19 protein-coding genes are annotated in these 17,792 nt (G+C 28.9%); 2 read left to right on the forward strand and 17 right to left on the reverse strand.

From position 1 onward, the window contains the following. Positions 1-82: 82 nt before the first annotated feature. From B3630_RS01215 to B3630_RS01280, 14 genes are all read right to left on the reverse strand, one after another. Positions 83-445, reverse strand: coding sequence for a type II toxin-antitoxin system PemK/MazF family toxin (locus tag B3630_RS01215; RefSeq protein ID WP_346894771.1), 363 nt, complete (start codon positions 443-445; stop codon positions 83-85). Between the two features lie 8 nt (positions 446-453). Next, on the reverse strand, positions 454-726 hold the full coding sequence (locus tag B3630_RS01220; protein WP_346894773.1) for a CopG family transcriptional regulator: 273 nt from the start codon (positions 724-726) through the stop codon (positions 454-456). A gap of 117 nt (positions 727-843) precedes the next feature. Then, positions 844-2,007, reverse strand: a complete 1,164-nt coding sequence (gene alr / locus B3630_RS01225; protein ID WP_346894775.1) for an alanine racemase — start codon at positions 2,005-2,007, stop codon at positions 844-846. A gap of 84 nt (positions 2,008-2,091) precedes the next feature. Further along, complete coding sequence (locus B3630_RS01230; protein WP_346894777.1) at positions 2,092-2,709, reverse strand: germination lipoprotein GerS-related protein; 618 nt, start codon at positions 2,707-2,709, stop codon at positions 2,092-2,094. A 98-nt stretch (positions 2,710-2,807) separates the two neighbouring features. Continuing rightward, a complete protein-coding gene (locus B3630_RS01235; RefSeq protein WP_346894779.1) occupies positions 2,808-3,710 on the reverse strand; it encodes an NAD(P)H-hydrate dehydratase in 903 nt (300 codons plus the stop codon). Between the two features lies 1 nt (position 3,711). After that, positions 3,712-4,086, reverse strand: coding sequence for a holo-ACP synthase (gene acpS, locus B3630_RS01240; protein WP_346894815.1), 375 nt, complete (start codon positions 4,084-4,086; stop codon positions 3,712-3,714). 203 nt (positions 4,087-4,289) lie between these two features. Next, complete coding sequence (locus B3630_RS01245; RefSeq protein ID WP_150841633.1) at positions 4,290-4,637, reverse strand: DUF6514 family protein; 348 nt, start codon at positions 4,635-4,637, stop codon at positions 4,290-4,292. 271 nt (positions 4,638-4,908) lie between these two features. Further along, a complete protein-coding gene (locus B3630_RS01250; RefSeq protein ID WP_346894781.1) occupies positions 4,909-6,174 on the reverse strand; it encodes a hypothetical protein in 1,266 nt (421 codons plus the stop codon). Then, positions 6,174-7,301: a DUF58 domain-containing protein gene (locus B3630_RS01255; protein WP_346894783.1), complete on the reverse strand. Its 1,128-nt coding sequence runs from the start codon at positions 7,299-7,301 to the stop codon at positions 6,174-6,176. Before B3630_RS01255 ends, B3630_RS01250 begins: the two co-directional genes overlap by 1 nt. 9 nt (positions 7,302-7,310) lie before the next feature. Continuing rightward, positions 7,311-8,261 (reverse strand): MoxR family ATPase, encoded by a 951-nt coding sequence (locus B3630_RS01260; RefSeq protein WP_346894785.1) that lies wholly within the window; start codon positions 8,259-8,261, stop codon positions 7,311-7,313. A gap of 317 nt (positions 8,262-8,578) precedes the next feature. Further along, on the reverse strand, positions 8,579-8,920 hold the full coding sequence (locus B3630_RS01265; protein WP_346894787.1) for a single-stranded DNA-binding protein: 342 nt from the start codon (positions 8,918-8,920) through the stop codon (positions 8,579-8,581). Positions 8,921-9,071: 151 nt separating this feature from the next. Then, positions 9,072-11,111 (reverse strand): PAS domain-containing sensor histidine kinase, encoded by a 2,040-nt coding sequence (locus tag B3630_RS01270; protein WP_346894789.1) that lies wholly within the window; start codon positions 11,109-11,111, stop codon positions 9,072-9,074. Positions 11,112-11,344: 233 nt separating this feature from the next. Beyond that, positions 11,345-12,220 carry a UTP--glucose-1-phosphate uridylyltransferase GalU gene (galU, locus tag B3630_RS01275; protein WP_346894791.1) on the reverse strand — a complete coding sequence of 292 codons (876 nt, stop codon included), beginning with the start codon at positions 12,218-12,220 and terminating at the stop codon, positions 11,345-11,347. 129 nt (positions 12,221-12,349) lie between these two features. Then, entirely contained in the window at positions 12,350-13,177 is an 828-nt protein-coding gene (locus B3630_RS01280; RefSeq protein ID WP_346894793.1) for a YihY/virulence factor BrkB family protein, read from the reverse strand. Positions 13,178-13,464: 287 nt separating this feature from the next. On the opposite strand from B3630_RS01280, the gene B3630_RS01285 reads away from it, so the two are divergent. Then, a complete protein-coding gene (locus B3630_RS01285; protein ID WP_346894795.1) occupies positions 13,465-14,265 on the forward strand; it encodes a nitrilase-related carbon-nitrogen hydrolase in 801 nt (266 codons plus the stop codon). Positions 14,266-14,341: 76 nt separating this feature from the next. Beyond that, positions 14,342-14,512 (forward strand): HTH domain-containing protein, encoded by a 171-nt coding sequence (locus tag B3630_RS01290; protein WP_084178217.1) that lies wholly within the window; start codon positions 14,342-14,344, stop codon positions 14,510-14,512. Positions 14,513-14,655: 143 nt separating this feature from the next. On the opposite strand, the gene B3630_RS01295 is transcribed toward B3630_RS01290, so the two are convergent. From B3630_RS01295 to B3630_RS01305, 3 genes are read right to left on the reverse strand one after another with little or no spacing between them, the layout of a single operon-like run. Then, positions 14,656-15,648 carry a hypothetical protein gene (locus B3630_RS01295; RefSeq protein ID WP_346894797.1) on the reverse strand — a complete coding sequence of 331 codons (993 nt, stop codon included), beginning with the start codon at positions 15,646-15,648 and terminating at the stop codon, positions 14,656-14,658. Positions 15,649-15,666: 18 nt separating this feature from the next. Next, a complete protein-coding gene (locus B3630_RS01300; protein WP_346894799.1) occupies positions 15,667-16,695 on the reverse strand; it encodes a M42 family peptidase in 1,029 nt (342 codons plus the stop codon). Continuing rightward, positions 16,686-17,726, reverse strand: coding sequence for a M42 family metallopeptidase (locus B3630_RS01305; protein WP_346894801.1), 1,041 nt, complete (start codon positions 17,724-17,726; stop codon positions 16,686-16,688). The genes B3630_RS01300 and B3630_RS01305 overlap by 10 nt, the downstream gene beginning before the upstream one ends. Between the last annotated feature and the right edge of the window lie 66 nt (positions 17,727-17,792).

Raw genomic sequence — 17,792 nt, forward strand, 5'->3', positions numbered from 1 at the left:
AAAATATTGTTGTTAGTGCATACTCCACACCCAATTAAGATTTAGTGTATTTTGAAACAGCCCCTTAATATTAACTTTATTTTTACATTTTTAAATCTAAACTAATTTTAAGAGCAACATCAACTTTAATCATATCTTCATCGGTCATATGACCTATCTTTTCTTTTAATCTTCTTTTGTCTAAAGTTCTAACTTGCTCTAGCAAAACTACCGAGTCTTTATTTAATCCGTATTCTTCAGAAGAAATCTCTACATGAGTTGGAAGTTTTGCCTTATTTATCTGAGAGGTTATAGCTGAAACTATCACAGTTGGACTATATCTATTTCCCACATCATTTTGTATAATTATTACAGGTCTTATTCCACCCTGTTCTGATCCAACCACCGGGCTTAAATCAGCATAAAATATATCGCCTCTCTTTANNTAACAATTGTCATTAGGCATTCACACTCCTAAAGGCTAGCTTCATATTCACTTAAGTCATTAATATAACTCTCAAAGCCATATTCTGATAATTCTAAATTTAATTCTCTCATAGCTAAATATCCTTGTTTCATTTTCTCTATATAGCTATTACTATTATAGCCTTCACTATATACTATTCCATAATCCATAATTAATTTACTATTTGTTATAAATTGTTTTCTATCTACATCATTAAATTTTTCGCAAAAACTACCACCAAAATTCAGAATAAATTTCTTTGAGCTACCCATGGATTTCATTACCTCCAATTTAAATAACAACTTTATGTACAACTTAATTATAAATCATCAATTGTTATTATGTCAAAGAAAATATCCTTAATTTCTACTTTTTACAACATTTTTTTATACTTTTTACTATACGTAGTTTCTTATGCTGAAAATTTTTCCTTTTTTTGTATATATTCTTGGAATTCTCTTACTTATATCACAAATTATTTCATAACTGACTGTACCTATAGATTCTGCTACATCATCTGCTGTTATAACATTCCCTATATTATCTTTTCCAATTAATATAACTTCATCCCCAATTTTCACATCAGGTACATCTGTTACATCTATCATACATTGGTCCATACAAATACGACCCACAACAGGTACTACTTTACCATTTACAATTACTTTAGCCATCCCTGTTAATGCCCTTGAAATACCATCCGCATATCCTATAGGAAGAGTTCCAATTATCCGTTCTGCAGGTGCTTTATATAACCTACCATAACTTACATAATCACCTTCCTGTATTTTTTTCAAATGAACAATTTTACATTTTAACGACATAACAGGTATTAAGTTAACATTATTTTTATTAACATACTTAGACGGATAATATCCATAAAGCATAATACCAGCTCTAACTCCATCATATGGTAAGTCAGGAAAATCTATTATAGCAGCACTATTACTTACATGTTTAAATGGTATAATTACACCCAATTCCTCAATATATTGATTAAATATATTAAATTTTTCAATTTGAGAATTAGCATAAGTTTTATCTTTCTCATCAGCAGTAGCAAAATGAGTAAATATTCCTACAATTCTTACTCCTTTTAACTTAGTTATCCTATGTACTTCTCTAGCCTGCTCCCTTGTTGTTAAAAATCCAATCCTCCCCATACCTGTATCTACAGCTATATGAATTTTAGCTATTCTATTCTTCTTTATAGCTATGTCTGAAAGTATTTTAGCATCTTCATAATCATATATAGTTTGTTCTAGGTTTAAATCAATAACTTCATCATAAAATTCCTTTGGTGTATATCCCAATATAATAATAGGAATTTCCACACCAGCTTTTCTTAATTCTATAGCTTCTGTAACAATAGCTACTGCAAATCTATTTATACCTTCATCCATCATAGACTTATATATATCTATAGCTCCATGTCCATATCCATCAGCTTTTATTGTAGCAATTATTTCCTTACCCTCTGAAACCCTTTTTACTTCCCTTACATTATTCCTTAAAGCATCTAAATCTACTTCTGCCCAAGAGGGTCTTATCTTTTTTCCCATATTACTCACCTTGCTCACCTTTCCAGTTGTCAAGAACTACCTCATAGTAAATACTAGATTCGTTCTTACTGTTTTGTATCATTGTTATAAATCTAACTCCACATCTTCAACCTTATCAGTCCAGTTAAAGTTTTCATAAGTATATATAATTCTTTCTCTACCCTTATTATCATAGATTATTATTTTCTTTGGCCTATTATTTTTAATATCATAATACAAGCTACCTTGAAAAATATTGTTATTACTTCCAGGAATAACTGTTGTTATCACAAAGTATTCACCATTATTTATTGTTTCAGTTTCAAATTTTAATTCTTCATTTGTATATATTAATCCTATATATTCACCAATAAATCCATATTTAAATACTTCATCAAACCCTTTATCTAAGCTATACTCTTTGATATTCTCTTTATCTTTAACAAGTATCTCATCGCCTTTAAAAGTAAAAGATCTCTTATCCTTTAAATCCAGTTTATATCCTATATCTTTTTTATAGGTTTGAAACCCTTCATACTTATTTGTTTCTCTGTCATTTATAATTTCTATAGTTATATCACTCTTATAGGCTTTAATCTCGCTTAAGGAATCAATTGCATTATACTCATCTAAAATCCTTGTTCTTCCTTTAATCAACAAAGCCACTGCAACGGTTAGGCATATAGCTATAATGAATAGTGTATAAGTTAGTCTTTTTTTCATAAATTCCTCCAATTACTTATTACACTATATGTTTATTATAGTTTTCTTCTCTCTATAACCATATTTATTTTATTATAATCCACAGTTATTTCTATGTATCAATTACTATCCAAAATTTCTTTTATACCAAAAGGTAATTCTTCTATAATATGGGTAGCATTGACACAGAACATATTCTCTGCTAGTCTGTCACCACAATATCCATGTATAAATGTAGCAATGCATGTAGCTTCTAGAACTTCATATCCCTGAGCAATAAACGAAGTTATAATTCCTGTCAAAGTATCTCCCATTCCACCTGATGCCATTGCACTATTTCCTGTAGTATTCTCAAAAACCTGTGTTCCATCAGTTATTACAGTTCTATGGTCCTTTAATAAAACTATTACATCATACTCATAAGCAAAATTTCTTGTTACTTCTACCTTATTTTCTTTTATTTCATCAACAGATAATCCAGTTAGCCTTGCCATCTCTCCATAATGCGGTGTTAATATAATGCTATTATTTTTGCTATGAAGCAATTCAAGTTTTCCCTGTAGTACATTTAGTCCATCTGCATCAATTACAATAGGGCATTCTGCATTTTCAATCATACTTTTCACTATATTAAAAGTTAACTTAGTATTCCCCATTCCTGGTCCAATAGCAATACAATTAGACTTGACCATAATATTGCCTATTTTTTCACTTTGTTCAAAATTGATTGTCATAGCCTCATTTAACTTTACGCTCATTATCTCCTGTATTTCTTTAGGAATGCAAAGGGTCACTAATCCAGCGCCACTTCTTACTGCACTTTGAGTGGTAAGATATGCAGCACCGGAAAAACCCATAGAGCCAGCTATTATAAATGCTTGTCCATAATCTCCTTTGTAGGTATCATCATCTCTAGCTTTTAATATATTTTGTATCATTTCCTTATCCATTTGTATGGCCCTATGTTTAAATCCTATAAACCCTAATCTATTACTTTTTAATTTATCAAAAGGATTTACCATATTAAACGACCTCCAAAACAGCATAGGCAATAGCACTATCGCATCCATGAGAAATACTCAGATGGATAGTTGTATTCCCATTCTTGTTAGCAATATTTTTTGCCTCCCCTTCTAATGTGACTGTAGGTTTACCAAGAGTAGTACTATCTACTATTATATCTCTGAAGTTAAATCCTCTAAATCCTGTTCCTAGTGCTTTTGAGACTGCTTCCTTTGCAGCAAATCTGCCTGCTACATATTCCGGTCTTAAATTCCTAGTTTTCAAGTATTGTATCTCGTTATTTGTAAATATTTTTTCTAAAAACTTTTCATTTTTTCCCATTATATCTTCTATACGTCTTATTTCAACTATATCTACTCCAACTCCTACTATCACCATCTCACCTCCAAACCTAAATATTTCATATACTTACAATTAAATTATAAACATATTTTTACATCTTCAATTTTAATAAATAAATAGGTTAATATCAACTATAACTTATATATATATGAAAATATATGATGATAATATTTTAAATTATCTCATTAATTAAGTTTAATTTTATAAACTACTCATATAAATAATAATAGTTATAATTAATTTGCTATTGCTTGTACAAGTTCGTCAAAATCAGCATAATATGCCTCTATATATTCTTCTATAATATCTATAAGATGTATTGGTGAGACCACATTATTTTTTAATAATCCCAGCAGTTCACTTCCCTTGTATTTATTAGGAGTTATGCATTCTACATGTTCTTTGTATTGCTTTACATGTTTGCCTTTATTTTTCACTTCACTTTCTATTTCTACACCATATACATCTATAACCCTTCTTTCACCATTCATATGGACCTCTAATTCTGATTGAATTAAATTATAAGTGTATTCTATAGTATTCTCTTCACATACCATGTTAGATTTTAATGTCTCAATTATCATAAAAGCACCACCAAATAATGTAAAACCATTTATAGCAATAAAATTACACTATTTTATCGCCTAAAGAAATTGTATCACTATATAAAAAAATAATGTGTAAATTCTTGTAGTCAACAATAATATATTCCCCCTCAAAATTTACACCTTATTTCACAAAATTACTTATTCTTTACAGTTATACAAGACTATTTGTAATTGTTAATATATTAGTGGATAAAATGTTAATATTATGTGAGTTTTCTTGTCTTTTAATGTAGATTAATTTTTCTTGTTAATATTTTATATTTTTATTAATGTTATCCACATACTTTTCCACTTTTTGTTCATAAGACTTGTTTATAATATGTGTGGAAAACTTTGCTTCATTATACATATCGGTAACTTCATCAACTTCCATACAGTTATCAACTTTTATCTTAACAATATTACCAAGTTGTCTTGGAGTCATATATGTCTTAAAAATTTCTTTTTTATTCGCAACTTCTACAAACTCACTATACTTATATAAAACTTCTTCCCTAGGTGTACCCTTCTTTCTAAATATTTTTTTGATTTTATCTATAGCTTTTTTATAACCAGAATCCTTTTGTTCAATCTCTTCAATTATTTCAGTATAGCCATCATCTCTATTTAAATTAGTACCCTTTATTATTCTTTTTATGATGCTACTTACAATTAATATTAATATTATTGTTACTATAACCTTCATTATAAATATAAATGTTGGACTTGCTGTTACCATTTCTGGCGTTATTTCTTTTATATTTTGGGGATTTTTACTACCTTCATCTATTCTTCCAAATATATCTTCTAAAGCTCCTCGTCTTTCAGTAAATAATTTTTGTAAAGCATTAAAAATCCAAGTCATTGGAACTCCAATAATTTTTACTATTACATCTATTATAAATTCAGTTATAAATTCAATTCCTACATATAAAATTGTAACTATCTTAACAAATATATTGTAAAAAAATTCCTGTGTAGTTAATAATGCCAATGAAATTAGAGATATATCTATAATTTTATTGACTTTTGAACTTTTTATATTATAGCAATACCCCATAGTCTCTCTCATAGTAATAACCATCAAAATGAGATATATAATTATACCTCTAAATACAATTTGTGCATAAATAGGCTTGAATATACTACAGATGATTGATGCTATAAAAATATAAGAAATTCCATTTATAAAAATATTTTTATATCTATCATAGTTTATATTTTCATTAGTTTCTCTAAGTAAAACAGCACTGATTAACGCTACGAATATTATATCTACAATGGCAACTACTATTTCTTGAATAAATATTTCGTAAACAATAATTGGGATTAAAGAAACCGCAATACAAATCTCTACCTTCTTACCTTTTCTTAGTAAATATTTACTAGTTAATATAGATATCATCATTAAAATGAAAATAGAAAATTTCATATCCTTAGAAAATATAAGAGCTGTTGCTATCATCCAAACAATAGATGTTAGCATACTAAATGTTATATCATAATAAAGCCTAACTTGTTCAGACCAGCTCATTACTTCATCTCCCCCTTATATGAAATTTTATCAATTCCTTTTATATTTTTAATTTTGTTTTCTCTAGAAACATCTATAATCTTTATTTTATAGCCATTTGCCACTAGAATATTTAAAATCATAATATCTTTTTCATTTAAATAAGTAGTAATTAATACATAGGTACAACTTTTATCAAAATAAGGCATTCTACTCTTTAAGTATTCATTAAGTTCATATTTCACAGCAAGATATATTCTAGTACAAAACTCTAATATCCTATTAAAACTTCCTACCTTCGGCTCAATTTCATTTATGGAATTTTCATTACAATAAATCAAATGTGCATTGCTCCAAATACCTGTTGGGATACTTTCCTTAGATGCCTTTGCAGCTAATGCAACTGCAATATCTATAGATGTTTCTATAAGCTCTTCATCTATATAATTACAACAAGGATCTCCACATTGTGTATTAATGATTATAACCATCTGTTGTTCTGAAGTATAATCATAGTCCTTAACCATAAGCTTATCTGCCTTTAAAGAAGTTTTCCAATGAATATCCTTCATTCTATCTTCAACGTTATACTCTCTTACCCCTTTTATATACAAAGGATCCTTATGTATCCATCTTCTTACTGTATTGTCTCCTAAAAAATTTGTCACATCAAATCTAAAGTTTCCTATGGATTTTACCTTAGGATAAATTAAAACTTCAATATAATCATTCTGCTCTCTACTTTTAATATTTAGTCCCAACATATCCCCTATAAAAATATTCATGCACTTTATTATGTAAGCTCCTCTTTTTTTTCCTACTAAAGTATAGGTTCTACTTTTCCTTTGAAATTTACCCATTACATACTTGCATATGTGCCAATTATCATTTCCATATTTGTAAGTAGAAACTTCTCCAACAAAGCTTAATTCAAAAGGTATTCTTTCTTCCACCACCAAGAATAGAACAGGCATTCTTTTATTGTTTTCTACTTTCATAGATATTGTAAATTCTTCGCCCACAGTTACCCTATCTGGTTTTATTTCCCTATACACCTTTAAGTTTTCATATCCTTTTTCAGTAATAAAACTCATTATATTTACCAGTATAATTACAATTGCTGCAAGAACAAATATTTGAAGTATCATAATACACCTCTATTGTCTATCTATTGGAGTTTCTATAGTTGCGAGAATGTTTTGTATAACTCTTTCACTCTTCTCACTGCCACTATTTATTTCACTTTTCAAGATAATCCTATGACTCATTATAGGTACTGCAAGCTCTTTCACATCTTCAAGAATCACATAATCTCTTTCTCTAATAGCAGCTAATGCTTGACAACCTTTCATAAGATTTAATGTAGCTCTAGGACTACATCCTAATTCTATTTCACTGTTAGTTCTAGTAGCATTGACTAAATCTACTATGTATCTTCTTATTTCATCACTAACATGAACTTTATTATAATTCTCTTGAACATAGTTTATTTCTTCTATAGTTATAGCAGCCTCTAGGGAGTCTAGTGGATCTTTTCCTATAAACCTGTCCATCATTTTTATTTCTTCATCATAGCTTGGATATCCCATAGATAGTCTCATAAAAAATCTATCTAATTGAGCTTCTGGTAACGGGAATGTACCAAATTGTTCTACTGGATTTTGAGTTGCTATAACAAAGAATGGCCTCTTTAACTTTATCGTATTTCCTTCTACTGTTATCTGTCTCTCTTCCATACACTCAAGTAAAGCAGATTGTGTTCTTGGCGTAGCTCTATTTATTTCGTCAGCTAAAACAATTTGACTTAGAAGAGGTCCTTTTCTAAATTCAAATTCTTTTGATTGTTGATTATAAAAATATATTCCTGTTAAGTCCGAAGGTAATAAGTCTGGTGTAAATTGAATTCTTTTAAAGCTACAATTCATAGTTTTTGACAATGTTTTGCACATCTTAGTTTTCCCAAGTCCTGGAACATCTTCTAATAATACATGACCAGAAGTTATAAATGACACTATTATTTTATCAATTATATGCTCTTTACCAATTATAACTTTAGATATGTTTTTCATTGCTTTTTCTCTAAATATTTTAAATTTTTCAAGCTCCATAATAAACTCCTTTACCTTTATATTTTGCTTAACTTTAATCTATATTTCACCCGCAAAATTTACCATTTTTAATAAGATTAAAGTTTTGCCTTACGAATTTATTATACTATTAATATGGCTATTATCCAAATATTTTTAATATACTACCCTATGACTTTTTAATAAATAAATATTTTTTTACTTATTATTAATTAATTTAAAAAAGCCTACTCTATTGTCATATTACAATAGAATAAGCTTTACTGATTAAAAATATTGTTTATATTGTTATACATATATATGCAATTTACTAAAATAACAATTTAAGTCATGTGGATTTAACCAATTTCTTCTTTAGGCTTCTTAGTATTCATGAACTGAAATTCATCTGCTATAACTTCTGATATGTACTTTTTCTGTCCATTTTCACCTTCATAATGCCTACTTTGAAGTCTACCAGTTACACTAATGATACTTCCTTTAATTAGATATTCATTAACAATTTCTGCTTTCTTTCCTCTTAATACTACTGGAATGAAATCTACATGTTTTTCTCCCGATGCAGTTTTATAAGGTCTATCTACAGCCAAAACCAATCTAGTAAAAACCTTACTACTATCTTCAAAAACTTTAATTTCAGGGTCTCGTGTCAATCTACCAACTAAAACTATTCTATTCATCATATACCTCCAAAAAAACATATCATTTTTTGTAATTTTACCCATGAATATATTTTTTAAACATATTATTAAAAATATCTTAACCATTCTTTTAATGTATAAAAAATAAAATACTATTGGAATAACTACCCCAATAGCATTTTAAATATTCTTATCTATATATATCTGAAAACTCAATTTTTATTCTTTCTAAATTATATTTATCAGCATGATAAAGATTTGTTGAACAAAATTGATTTTTAGAAAGAATGTTTGGAAGTTCTACAATAAATTCACTTCCTCCATTAACAATACTTTTTACATATGTCTTTCCACCATGATTTTCAACTATAGATTTTACTAGGGACAATCCTATTCCACTCCCCTCGTGAGATCTGGTAAATAAATCCTCACCTTGCACAAATCTATCAAATATCTTTTCCTGAAGTTCTTCTGGAATGCCAATTCCATTATCCTTCACTGAAATTTGAATCTTGTCCCCTAAATCATGAATAGATACCATAATAGTTCCGTCATCCTTAGAAAATTTAACTGCATTTGATAATAGGTTTAATATTATTCTTTCTATATTTTCTCTATCAATTCCTATAATTTTTTCTTCAATATCAGTATCGAATATTAAAGTCATACCTTTACTTTCCACATACTCTACTGCAGCCATAGTTATATCCTCTACTATAGCTACTATATCATAATTGCCAAAATTCATTTTTAAGTTACCTACATCAATTCTAGTAACATCTATTAAGTTATTTATTAATCTTAATAATCTATAGCTATTTACTTTCATTAAATCTAGATATCTATCCAATTGCTCATCATTTTTATCTTTATAATTGTATTGCAATACTTGTACAGTACTTAATATTATATTCAATGGTGTTTTTAACTCATGGGACATGTTAGATATAAATTCAGTTTTTAACTTATCATATTTTATAGCTTGTTCCAATTTGACTTTATTTAATTGAGCCTTTTTGCGTTCTGTAACTTCTTGAATTAAAAACACTACAGATCTTCCATAACTAAAATTTATTCCAAAACTTGCAATCTCAGCATCTATTAATACTCCATATCCCCTTCTCACTTTAACTTCCTTAAACTCTGTAGATTTTCCTCTAAATTGAGCATCAAAATACATTTCTTTAACTACATCTTTATATTCTTCATCTACTATATCTATATAGGATAAATTTTTTAATTCATCTATTCCATTAAGTCCTAAAATATTAACTAAAGCCTCATTACCTATTTCAAGCTTACCATCAGAATATATAACCATACCAAAGGGTAAGAGTTTAAGAAGTTCAACATAATTATCCCTATTGCTTATTACAGCTTCCTCTACTTTTATTCTTCTTGTTATATCCCTAATTAAAAATATAGAATATATATCATTATCATTCACAAAACACATGGGCGTAACTTCACAATACACAATGCTCCCATCTTCTCTAATAAACTTTCTTTCTACTATGTTCAAACTAGAATTATATTTAGAATACTGTTTTTTCAAAAATTCATCATTATATTGTATAGAATCTAACTTAATTATTTCAAAAATACTTTTGCCTAAAAAAGTATCACTTTTAGAGTCTCCAATTATATCCATAGCAACTTTATTTATATAACTAATTCTATTTTCCTTTTCTATTACAATTCCAGTGGTACTATTAGCAAAAATAGCTTTATAAAAATTTGTATTTAAGTCTATTTCTTTTGTTGAGATGAAGGCTTCATCTTCATCTTTATCTACTACAATATATTTAAATTCTTCATGCTCCTCTAATTTGCTACTGTCTTTATTGATATCTTCTGATTTAAAATGGAGATTATTGCTTGCTATATTTTTCAACAACATTAAGGTGCCTTCATTATTACCAACCTTTATACTTCTAAAAACTAATTCTATTTCTATTTCTTTGTATATTCTTGTATCTATACTTGCACGAATTCTCTCACTTCTATCATTTTTTATAAAATCCTTTACATCAAAGACACCACTCTTCAACGTAGAGAACTTTATCATTGCATTTATATCCAACTCTTCAATTGAATCTATACTTTGAACTCCTAAAAATTCTAACGCTCCTTCATTGCAGTATTTAATTTCATTATTACTATCTATAACTATAATAGGTTCCGAAATGTTGTTGTAAAACTCCAAATCTTCCTTATTTTTAAACTCCATTATTTATCCTCCAATTTTAACGTTACTCAATGTACCACTTAATCATTTTACACTAAAATTAATACTTTTTTTACTACATTTTTCTACTATTATTCTACATTTTTTTCTTGACAGGTTAATGAGAATAAGTCTCTGTACCTCTTCTGAGTAAAAACAATAAAATTTGATATACAAAATAAAAACTGATATATATCATTGGAATTATATACCAGTTTTTATATACTATTATTAAATTATATATGCTTTAAATTAAATTTTTCTTCCAAAAAATTTTTAAAATTATCTTTCAAATCTTGTCTTTTTAAAGCAAATTCTACTGTTGCTTCTAAAAATCCTAATTTATCACCTACATCATATCTTCTACCTTCAAAAATATAAGCATGCATGCTTTCCTTTTCCATTAGAGTTTTTAAACCATCAGTTAATTGTATTTCATTTCCTTTTCCTGGCTTAGTATCTTCTAGTATGTCAAATATTTCAGGAGTTATAATATATCTACCTAAAATAGCCACATTAGATGGCGTTTCTTCAACCTTTGGCTTTTCCACTAAATCCTTAACTACATACTCCCTATCATTAATTTTATCGCCTTTTACAATTCCATATTTATTTACATTTTCTTTGGCTACCTCTTGAACTCCTAAAATTGAAGTACCATGCTTATCATAAGCATCCATTAATTGCTTTAAACAAGGAACTTCACTATCTACTATGTCATCTCCTAGCATAACTGCAAAGGGTTCATTTCCAACAAAAGCTTTAGCACAACTTATGGCATGACCTAACCCCTTTGGATTCTTTTGCCTAATATAATGGATATTAGCCATGTTAGTTGACTTATGGACTAACTCTAAAAGTTCCTTCTTCCCATCTCTCTCAAGATTCATTTCTAGCTCTACAGCTCTATCAAAATGATCTTCTATAGCTTTTTTATTTCTACCTGTTATTATAAGTATTTCTTCTATACCTGAAGCCACAGCTTCTTCCACTATATACTCTATAGTAGGTCTATCTACAATAGGAATCATCTCTTTAGGCACTGCTTTTGTAGCTGGTAGGAATCTAGTTCCTAAACCTGCTGCTGGAATTATAGCCTTTCTAACCTTCATCTCATACCCTCCATTACCATTGACCTTATATATTCTACATCATTGTCATTCTTCTTCATTATCTTAACACAATATTACAAATAATTAAACTAAACATTCTCATAAGTGTTAATATTAAACATGAATTTCTTATATTTTGAAGTTATTTTCTTTATCATACATTAATAACGCATTCAGTTCTCCTCCTAATAAAATTGTAGTAGATGTTATTTGTAACCAAACCATCAAAACAATAACCACTCCTATGCTTCCGTAAATATCAGTATATTTCCCATAGTTGTTTACATAAAATGCAAACCCCATTGATAAGATTATCCAAGCAATACTTGTGAATATAGCCCCTGGCAAGGCCTCTCTACATTTTATTCGTCTTGAAGGTATAAGCTTATATATAGCTGTAAATATAACTATCATACCTGTAAAACCAATTGGGTACCTTAAATATCGTATAAAATAAAATAACTTAATATCAAGATCTAACCATTGAACCAATTCTAAACTTATCATCTCTCCAAAGACTAAAAAACCTAGTATAAATATTATCATAAAAGATGTCACTATCATAAATAAAACGGAGAGTACTATTAACTTTATCTTGTTTTTATCTTCCTCTTCATTATATGCTCTGTTTAACCCGTATCTTATGGCTCTAAAAGCTCTAGATGCTGTATAAAGGGAGAACATTAATGAAAAAGATAATAAGTTTCCATTTCTAGTTTGTAACAATTGAAGAGCTAAAGTAGATACTAATTTGTATAATTCCTCTGGCATTATATTTTGTAAACTTCCGATCACTTCTATGGGATCTACATTTATAAATCCAACTAGAGTTAATAATAAAATCAAAAATGGGAAAAATGAAAACAGCATATCAAAAGCTAACTGTGAAGCTAATGAAGATATATGATGGTTCTTATATCTCAATGCCATTTTCACTGTGTTTTCAGTTATTTTCATAGGCAATACCCCTACCTTTTACATTATTCTATTGTCTATATATTATAATATTTAAATCTTATCTAAGCAGTATATAGATAGTATAAAGAATTTATGAACTCAATTAAAAATTTACCTATTATTGGAGTTAAGTCTCCCTTAATTATACCACTTTCTTTAACATAATTAAATAAATCACCCTTCATATAATTTGGTATTAACTTTCTTATAAAATAATAAATTTCTTAGGATTATTATGAATAATAACTTTAAAATATATTATAATTAGTAATATAAGGGGTGATATTGTGAAAATTGGACTGGTACAGAATAATATTTTATGGGAAAATAAGCAATTTAACTTATCAGCAAGCAAAGAATTTTTTAAAAAGGCTAAAGAGTTGAAAATAGACTTACTTTTATTTCCTGAACTATCCTTTACTGGCTTTACGATGCACATAGAAAAATTAAAAGAATTTGATTTTTCTACGGTTTCCTACATTGCTAGTTTATGCAAAGGTTATTGCATTAATGCAGGAATTGGTTATATTCAGGGTATTACTAATGATATAAAAGTAAAAAATAATTATACAATAATATCTTCTAATGGAAATATTCTATGTAACTACTCTAAAATACATCCTTTCTCCTATGGCGAAGAAAGTAAATACTACATCGGTGGTGAGGAAATATGCTTTGCACAAATTGATAAAATAACCCTCTCACCTTTTATATGCTATGACTTAAGATTCCCTGAAATCTTTCAAATAGCTTCAAAAAAATGTGATTTAATTACTGTAGCTGCTAATTGGCCTGAAAATAGAAAAGAACACTGGATAACCTTGCTTAGAAGTAGAGCTATTGAAAATCAATGCTATATTGCTGGAGTTAATAGAATTGGTATTGGTAATAATATAAACTATAGTGGAAATTCTTTAATTATAGACCCTTTAGGTAAAATTATAGGTAGTACAGAGGAGGGTGTGGAGGATATTCTCATAGCAGACATAGACAGATCTTTAGTCAGCAGGGTTAGAAATTCCTTTAAAGTAAAAGATGATAGACGAGAATCCCTTTATAATAAATTACAAACAATAGATAAAATATAATATTGTTGATATTTTTATCAAAATATCATATAATAAATATTATTAAATAACTATAATTATTAAAAGAGGTGTTAAAATGGTAGATAAAGTTTTAGAAGTACTGAAAAATTCATCTGAGCCATTAAAAGCTGGAGAAATTGCTGAAAAGGCTGGTATTGACAAAAAAGAGGTGGATAAAGCTATAAAATCACTTAAAGCAGAGGATAAAATAGAATCTCCTAAAAGATGCTATTACGCTGCAAAATAGTTACTACCTTATAATTAAAACAAATTAATCCTAAACTAAATTGAGCCTTCACTGATATTCTTAAAGTGAAGGCTCTAATATTTATTATTTTTTTGTATATTCTCTAAAAGTTATACCTATAGAACTATCTAAATAACCTTATACTATAATGTAATATAATTATAAATAACTTCTATTCCTTCTTCTATGTCTTTATAATTAACCATTTCCATATTTGTATCCTTATATCTTACAGGATAAACTAAAGTACCAGTCTTAACTCCTACTCCCTCCTTATGGATTGTTTTACCATCCCCTTGAGTTTCACCAAAGATATAATGTGGCTTTTTATCCATTTTCTCATAAACTTTTTCCAATTGTTCTTTCACTTCATGATGCATTAACAAAGTTCTATCCATGAACTTTATTCCTATACCCTTTCCTAAAGAAAATTTTCCACTTCCCTCTAATGTATCTCCAGCATTTTCTCCATCTACAACTAAAGCATACATAGGATTTATTTCATAAGTAGCTGCTCTTGCTCCTCTTCCTCCTACAGTGTTTTGAGTTGAAAACACAAAATATATTTCCTTATCTAACTTCTCTAGTAACTCTTTATTCTCTATAAGCTTTTCTACAGATTTTAGTGACATGTAACATCCTACTCTATTATCTAAAGCAGGCGCAATTATATTTTTTTCTTCCTCTATAACATTAGATGTAATAATACATACATCTCCTTCTCTTACTAGTTCCAAAGCCTCTTCTCTACTTTCTACTCCTAAATCTATATACATGTCATCTATTTTAGGACTATCTTTAGTTCTACAAACTCTTCCTGAATTTCCGTTTTCAAATTCTACCATATTATTCACAAAGGCAGCTTCATCAAATTCTCCTACTTTTCCAATTCTCAAGAAACCATTATCTTCAATATACATAACTATAAATCCCATGGTATCCATATGAGAAGAAATCATAATTTTCTTTTCTTCTTCTCCATTACTTTTACCTATTTTAGCTATAACATTTCCCATATTATCTACCTTATTTTCAACTTCTAGTGAATTTAATTGATCAACAATTACACTTCTAACTTCTTCCTCATGTCCACTAACTCCAAATGCTCCTACTAAATCTTCAAATAATTTATTCATCACAAATACCTCCAAAATCTATAGTGTTTTTAAGTATTCTACTAATAATTTAACTGTGTTCTTTATGTCTTCCTTTGATGCTACTGAAATTGAAGAATGGATATATCTACATGGAACTGAAATAGTAGCAATCTTTGCCCCACATCCTGTGCCATGGAAAGTAGCTGCATCATTTCCTCCAGCTATAGCTTTTCTTCTTTGATATGGAATATTTAAATTATTTCCTACTTCCATAATGTCATCAGCCACATCAACATTGAATATACTAGTTAAATCCATTATTGATATAGCTGGTCCTCTGCCAACTTCAGTAGCTCTTAAGTGCTTAGGAACACTTGGCATATCTGCACATATTGTACCCTCTAAAGCAATTCCTAAATCTCCCTTTAAATTTAAAGACGAAATGAAAGCACCTCTTTCTCCAACTTCTTCTTGAACTGCAAACACTCCATATAGGTCTACATCATAATTTTCTTTTAATGCCTCCATAAGTACAAAGCATCCTACTCTATCATCAAAGGCCTTTCCCTTTACAAGACCTTCTCCGAATTCATCATACTCTGTATCAAAAACTACATACTCCCCTAGATCTATAATCTCCTCACTTTGTTTTCTAGACGTAGCTCCTATATCAATACAGCAATTACTATAATTTAGACCCTTTTCTCTCTCCTCTGCTCCTTGAAGGTGAATTGGTTTTGCTCCAATAACCCCTGGTATTTTATTAGGCCCTATAAGTACAGTCTTAGAAGGTATTATCTTAGCATTTATTCCTCCTAAAGCACTAAATCTTAAGCTTCCATCCTCATTGTAGCCAGTTATTATAAAACCTACCTCATCCATATGAGCATCAACTATTACTTTTTTTCCTTTACCCTTTTTATGAACAATAATATTTCCCATTCTATCTATAAAAATCTCATCTACATAAGGGGTAACCTGTTCTTTAATAAAACCCCTTACTTCTCCCTCAAATCCTGAAGGACCACTTAAAGAAGTCAATTTATCTAAAATACCATTCTTTTGAAGAATCTCATCTAAAAACATACTAATTCCTCCAACTCTTCACCCTTTATGCTCTCTATTAACTTCGACATCATATATCCTGTGTTTTTTATATCATCCATATTTACAGTTTCCACTGAAGTATGCATGTATTTTATAGGAATTGATATGAGAAGTGTAGCAACCCCTTCACCAGCTACTTGAATATCCCAAGCATCCGTTCCTGTATTTCCAGCTTCCACTTCTAATTGAAATGGAATATTATATTCTTTGCAAACCTTTATAAGATGCTTTCTAACCTTAGGATGAATATTAGGACCTATACAGATTACTCCACCCTTACCTAGTTCAGTATCACCATGTTCAAGACCATACATTCCACAATCGAAGGTAACATCTACAGCAATACCTATATCTGGATTAATTCTATTAGTAGCAGTTTTAGCACCTCTATGGCCTACTTCCTCTTGAACTGAGCATACAAAATAAACATCCATATCGTGTTCTATATTTTTAAGTTCCTTAGCACATCTATATAAAGCTACAACTCCACCTCTATCGTCAACAGTTTTAACACTTACATTATTATTTAAAAGTTCTTTATAGTTTCCTTTAACAGTAACATAATCTCCTGGTTTAACTATGTCCTCTAAAAACTCCTTAGAATACCCTGTATCAATCAATAAAGAATCTATATTTGCTGCTTTTTTTCGTTCTTCATCCTTCATTAAGTGAGGCGGCTTAATTCCTATAATACCGTGAATAGCTTCTTTCCCATGGATTATAACCTCTTTAGAAACTAAAGTCTTAGGATCAATGCCATTACCTTTAAATGCTAAAAATCCATTCTCTTTTACCTCTGTTATAATCATAAATACTTCATCCAAGTGAGCCATAAGCATGATTTTACCTTCACCCTTACCCTTCTTATGAATAATTATATTATTTAAATTATCCCTAGTAACTTGTCCAAATTCTGAAAATATGTCTGTCACATAATCTCCAAGCCAGTGTTCTCTTCCACTAGGTCCATGAGACATACAAAGTGTTTTTAGTAACTCTTTATCCTCCATAATTATAAGACTCCCCTTCTAATCCAAAATACATTTATCCGATGGCTACCAGCTCTAATACTCCCA

Source organism: Clostridium sp. UBA7503 (assembly GCF_002477055.1).
GTDB lineage: Bacteria > Bacillota > Clostridia > Clostridiales > Clostridiaceae > Clostridium_J > Clostridium_J sulfidigenes.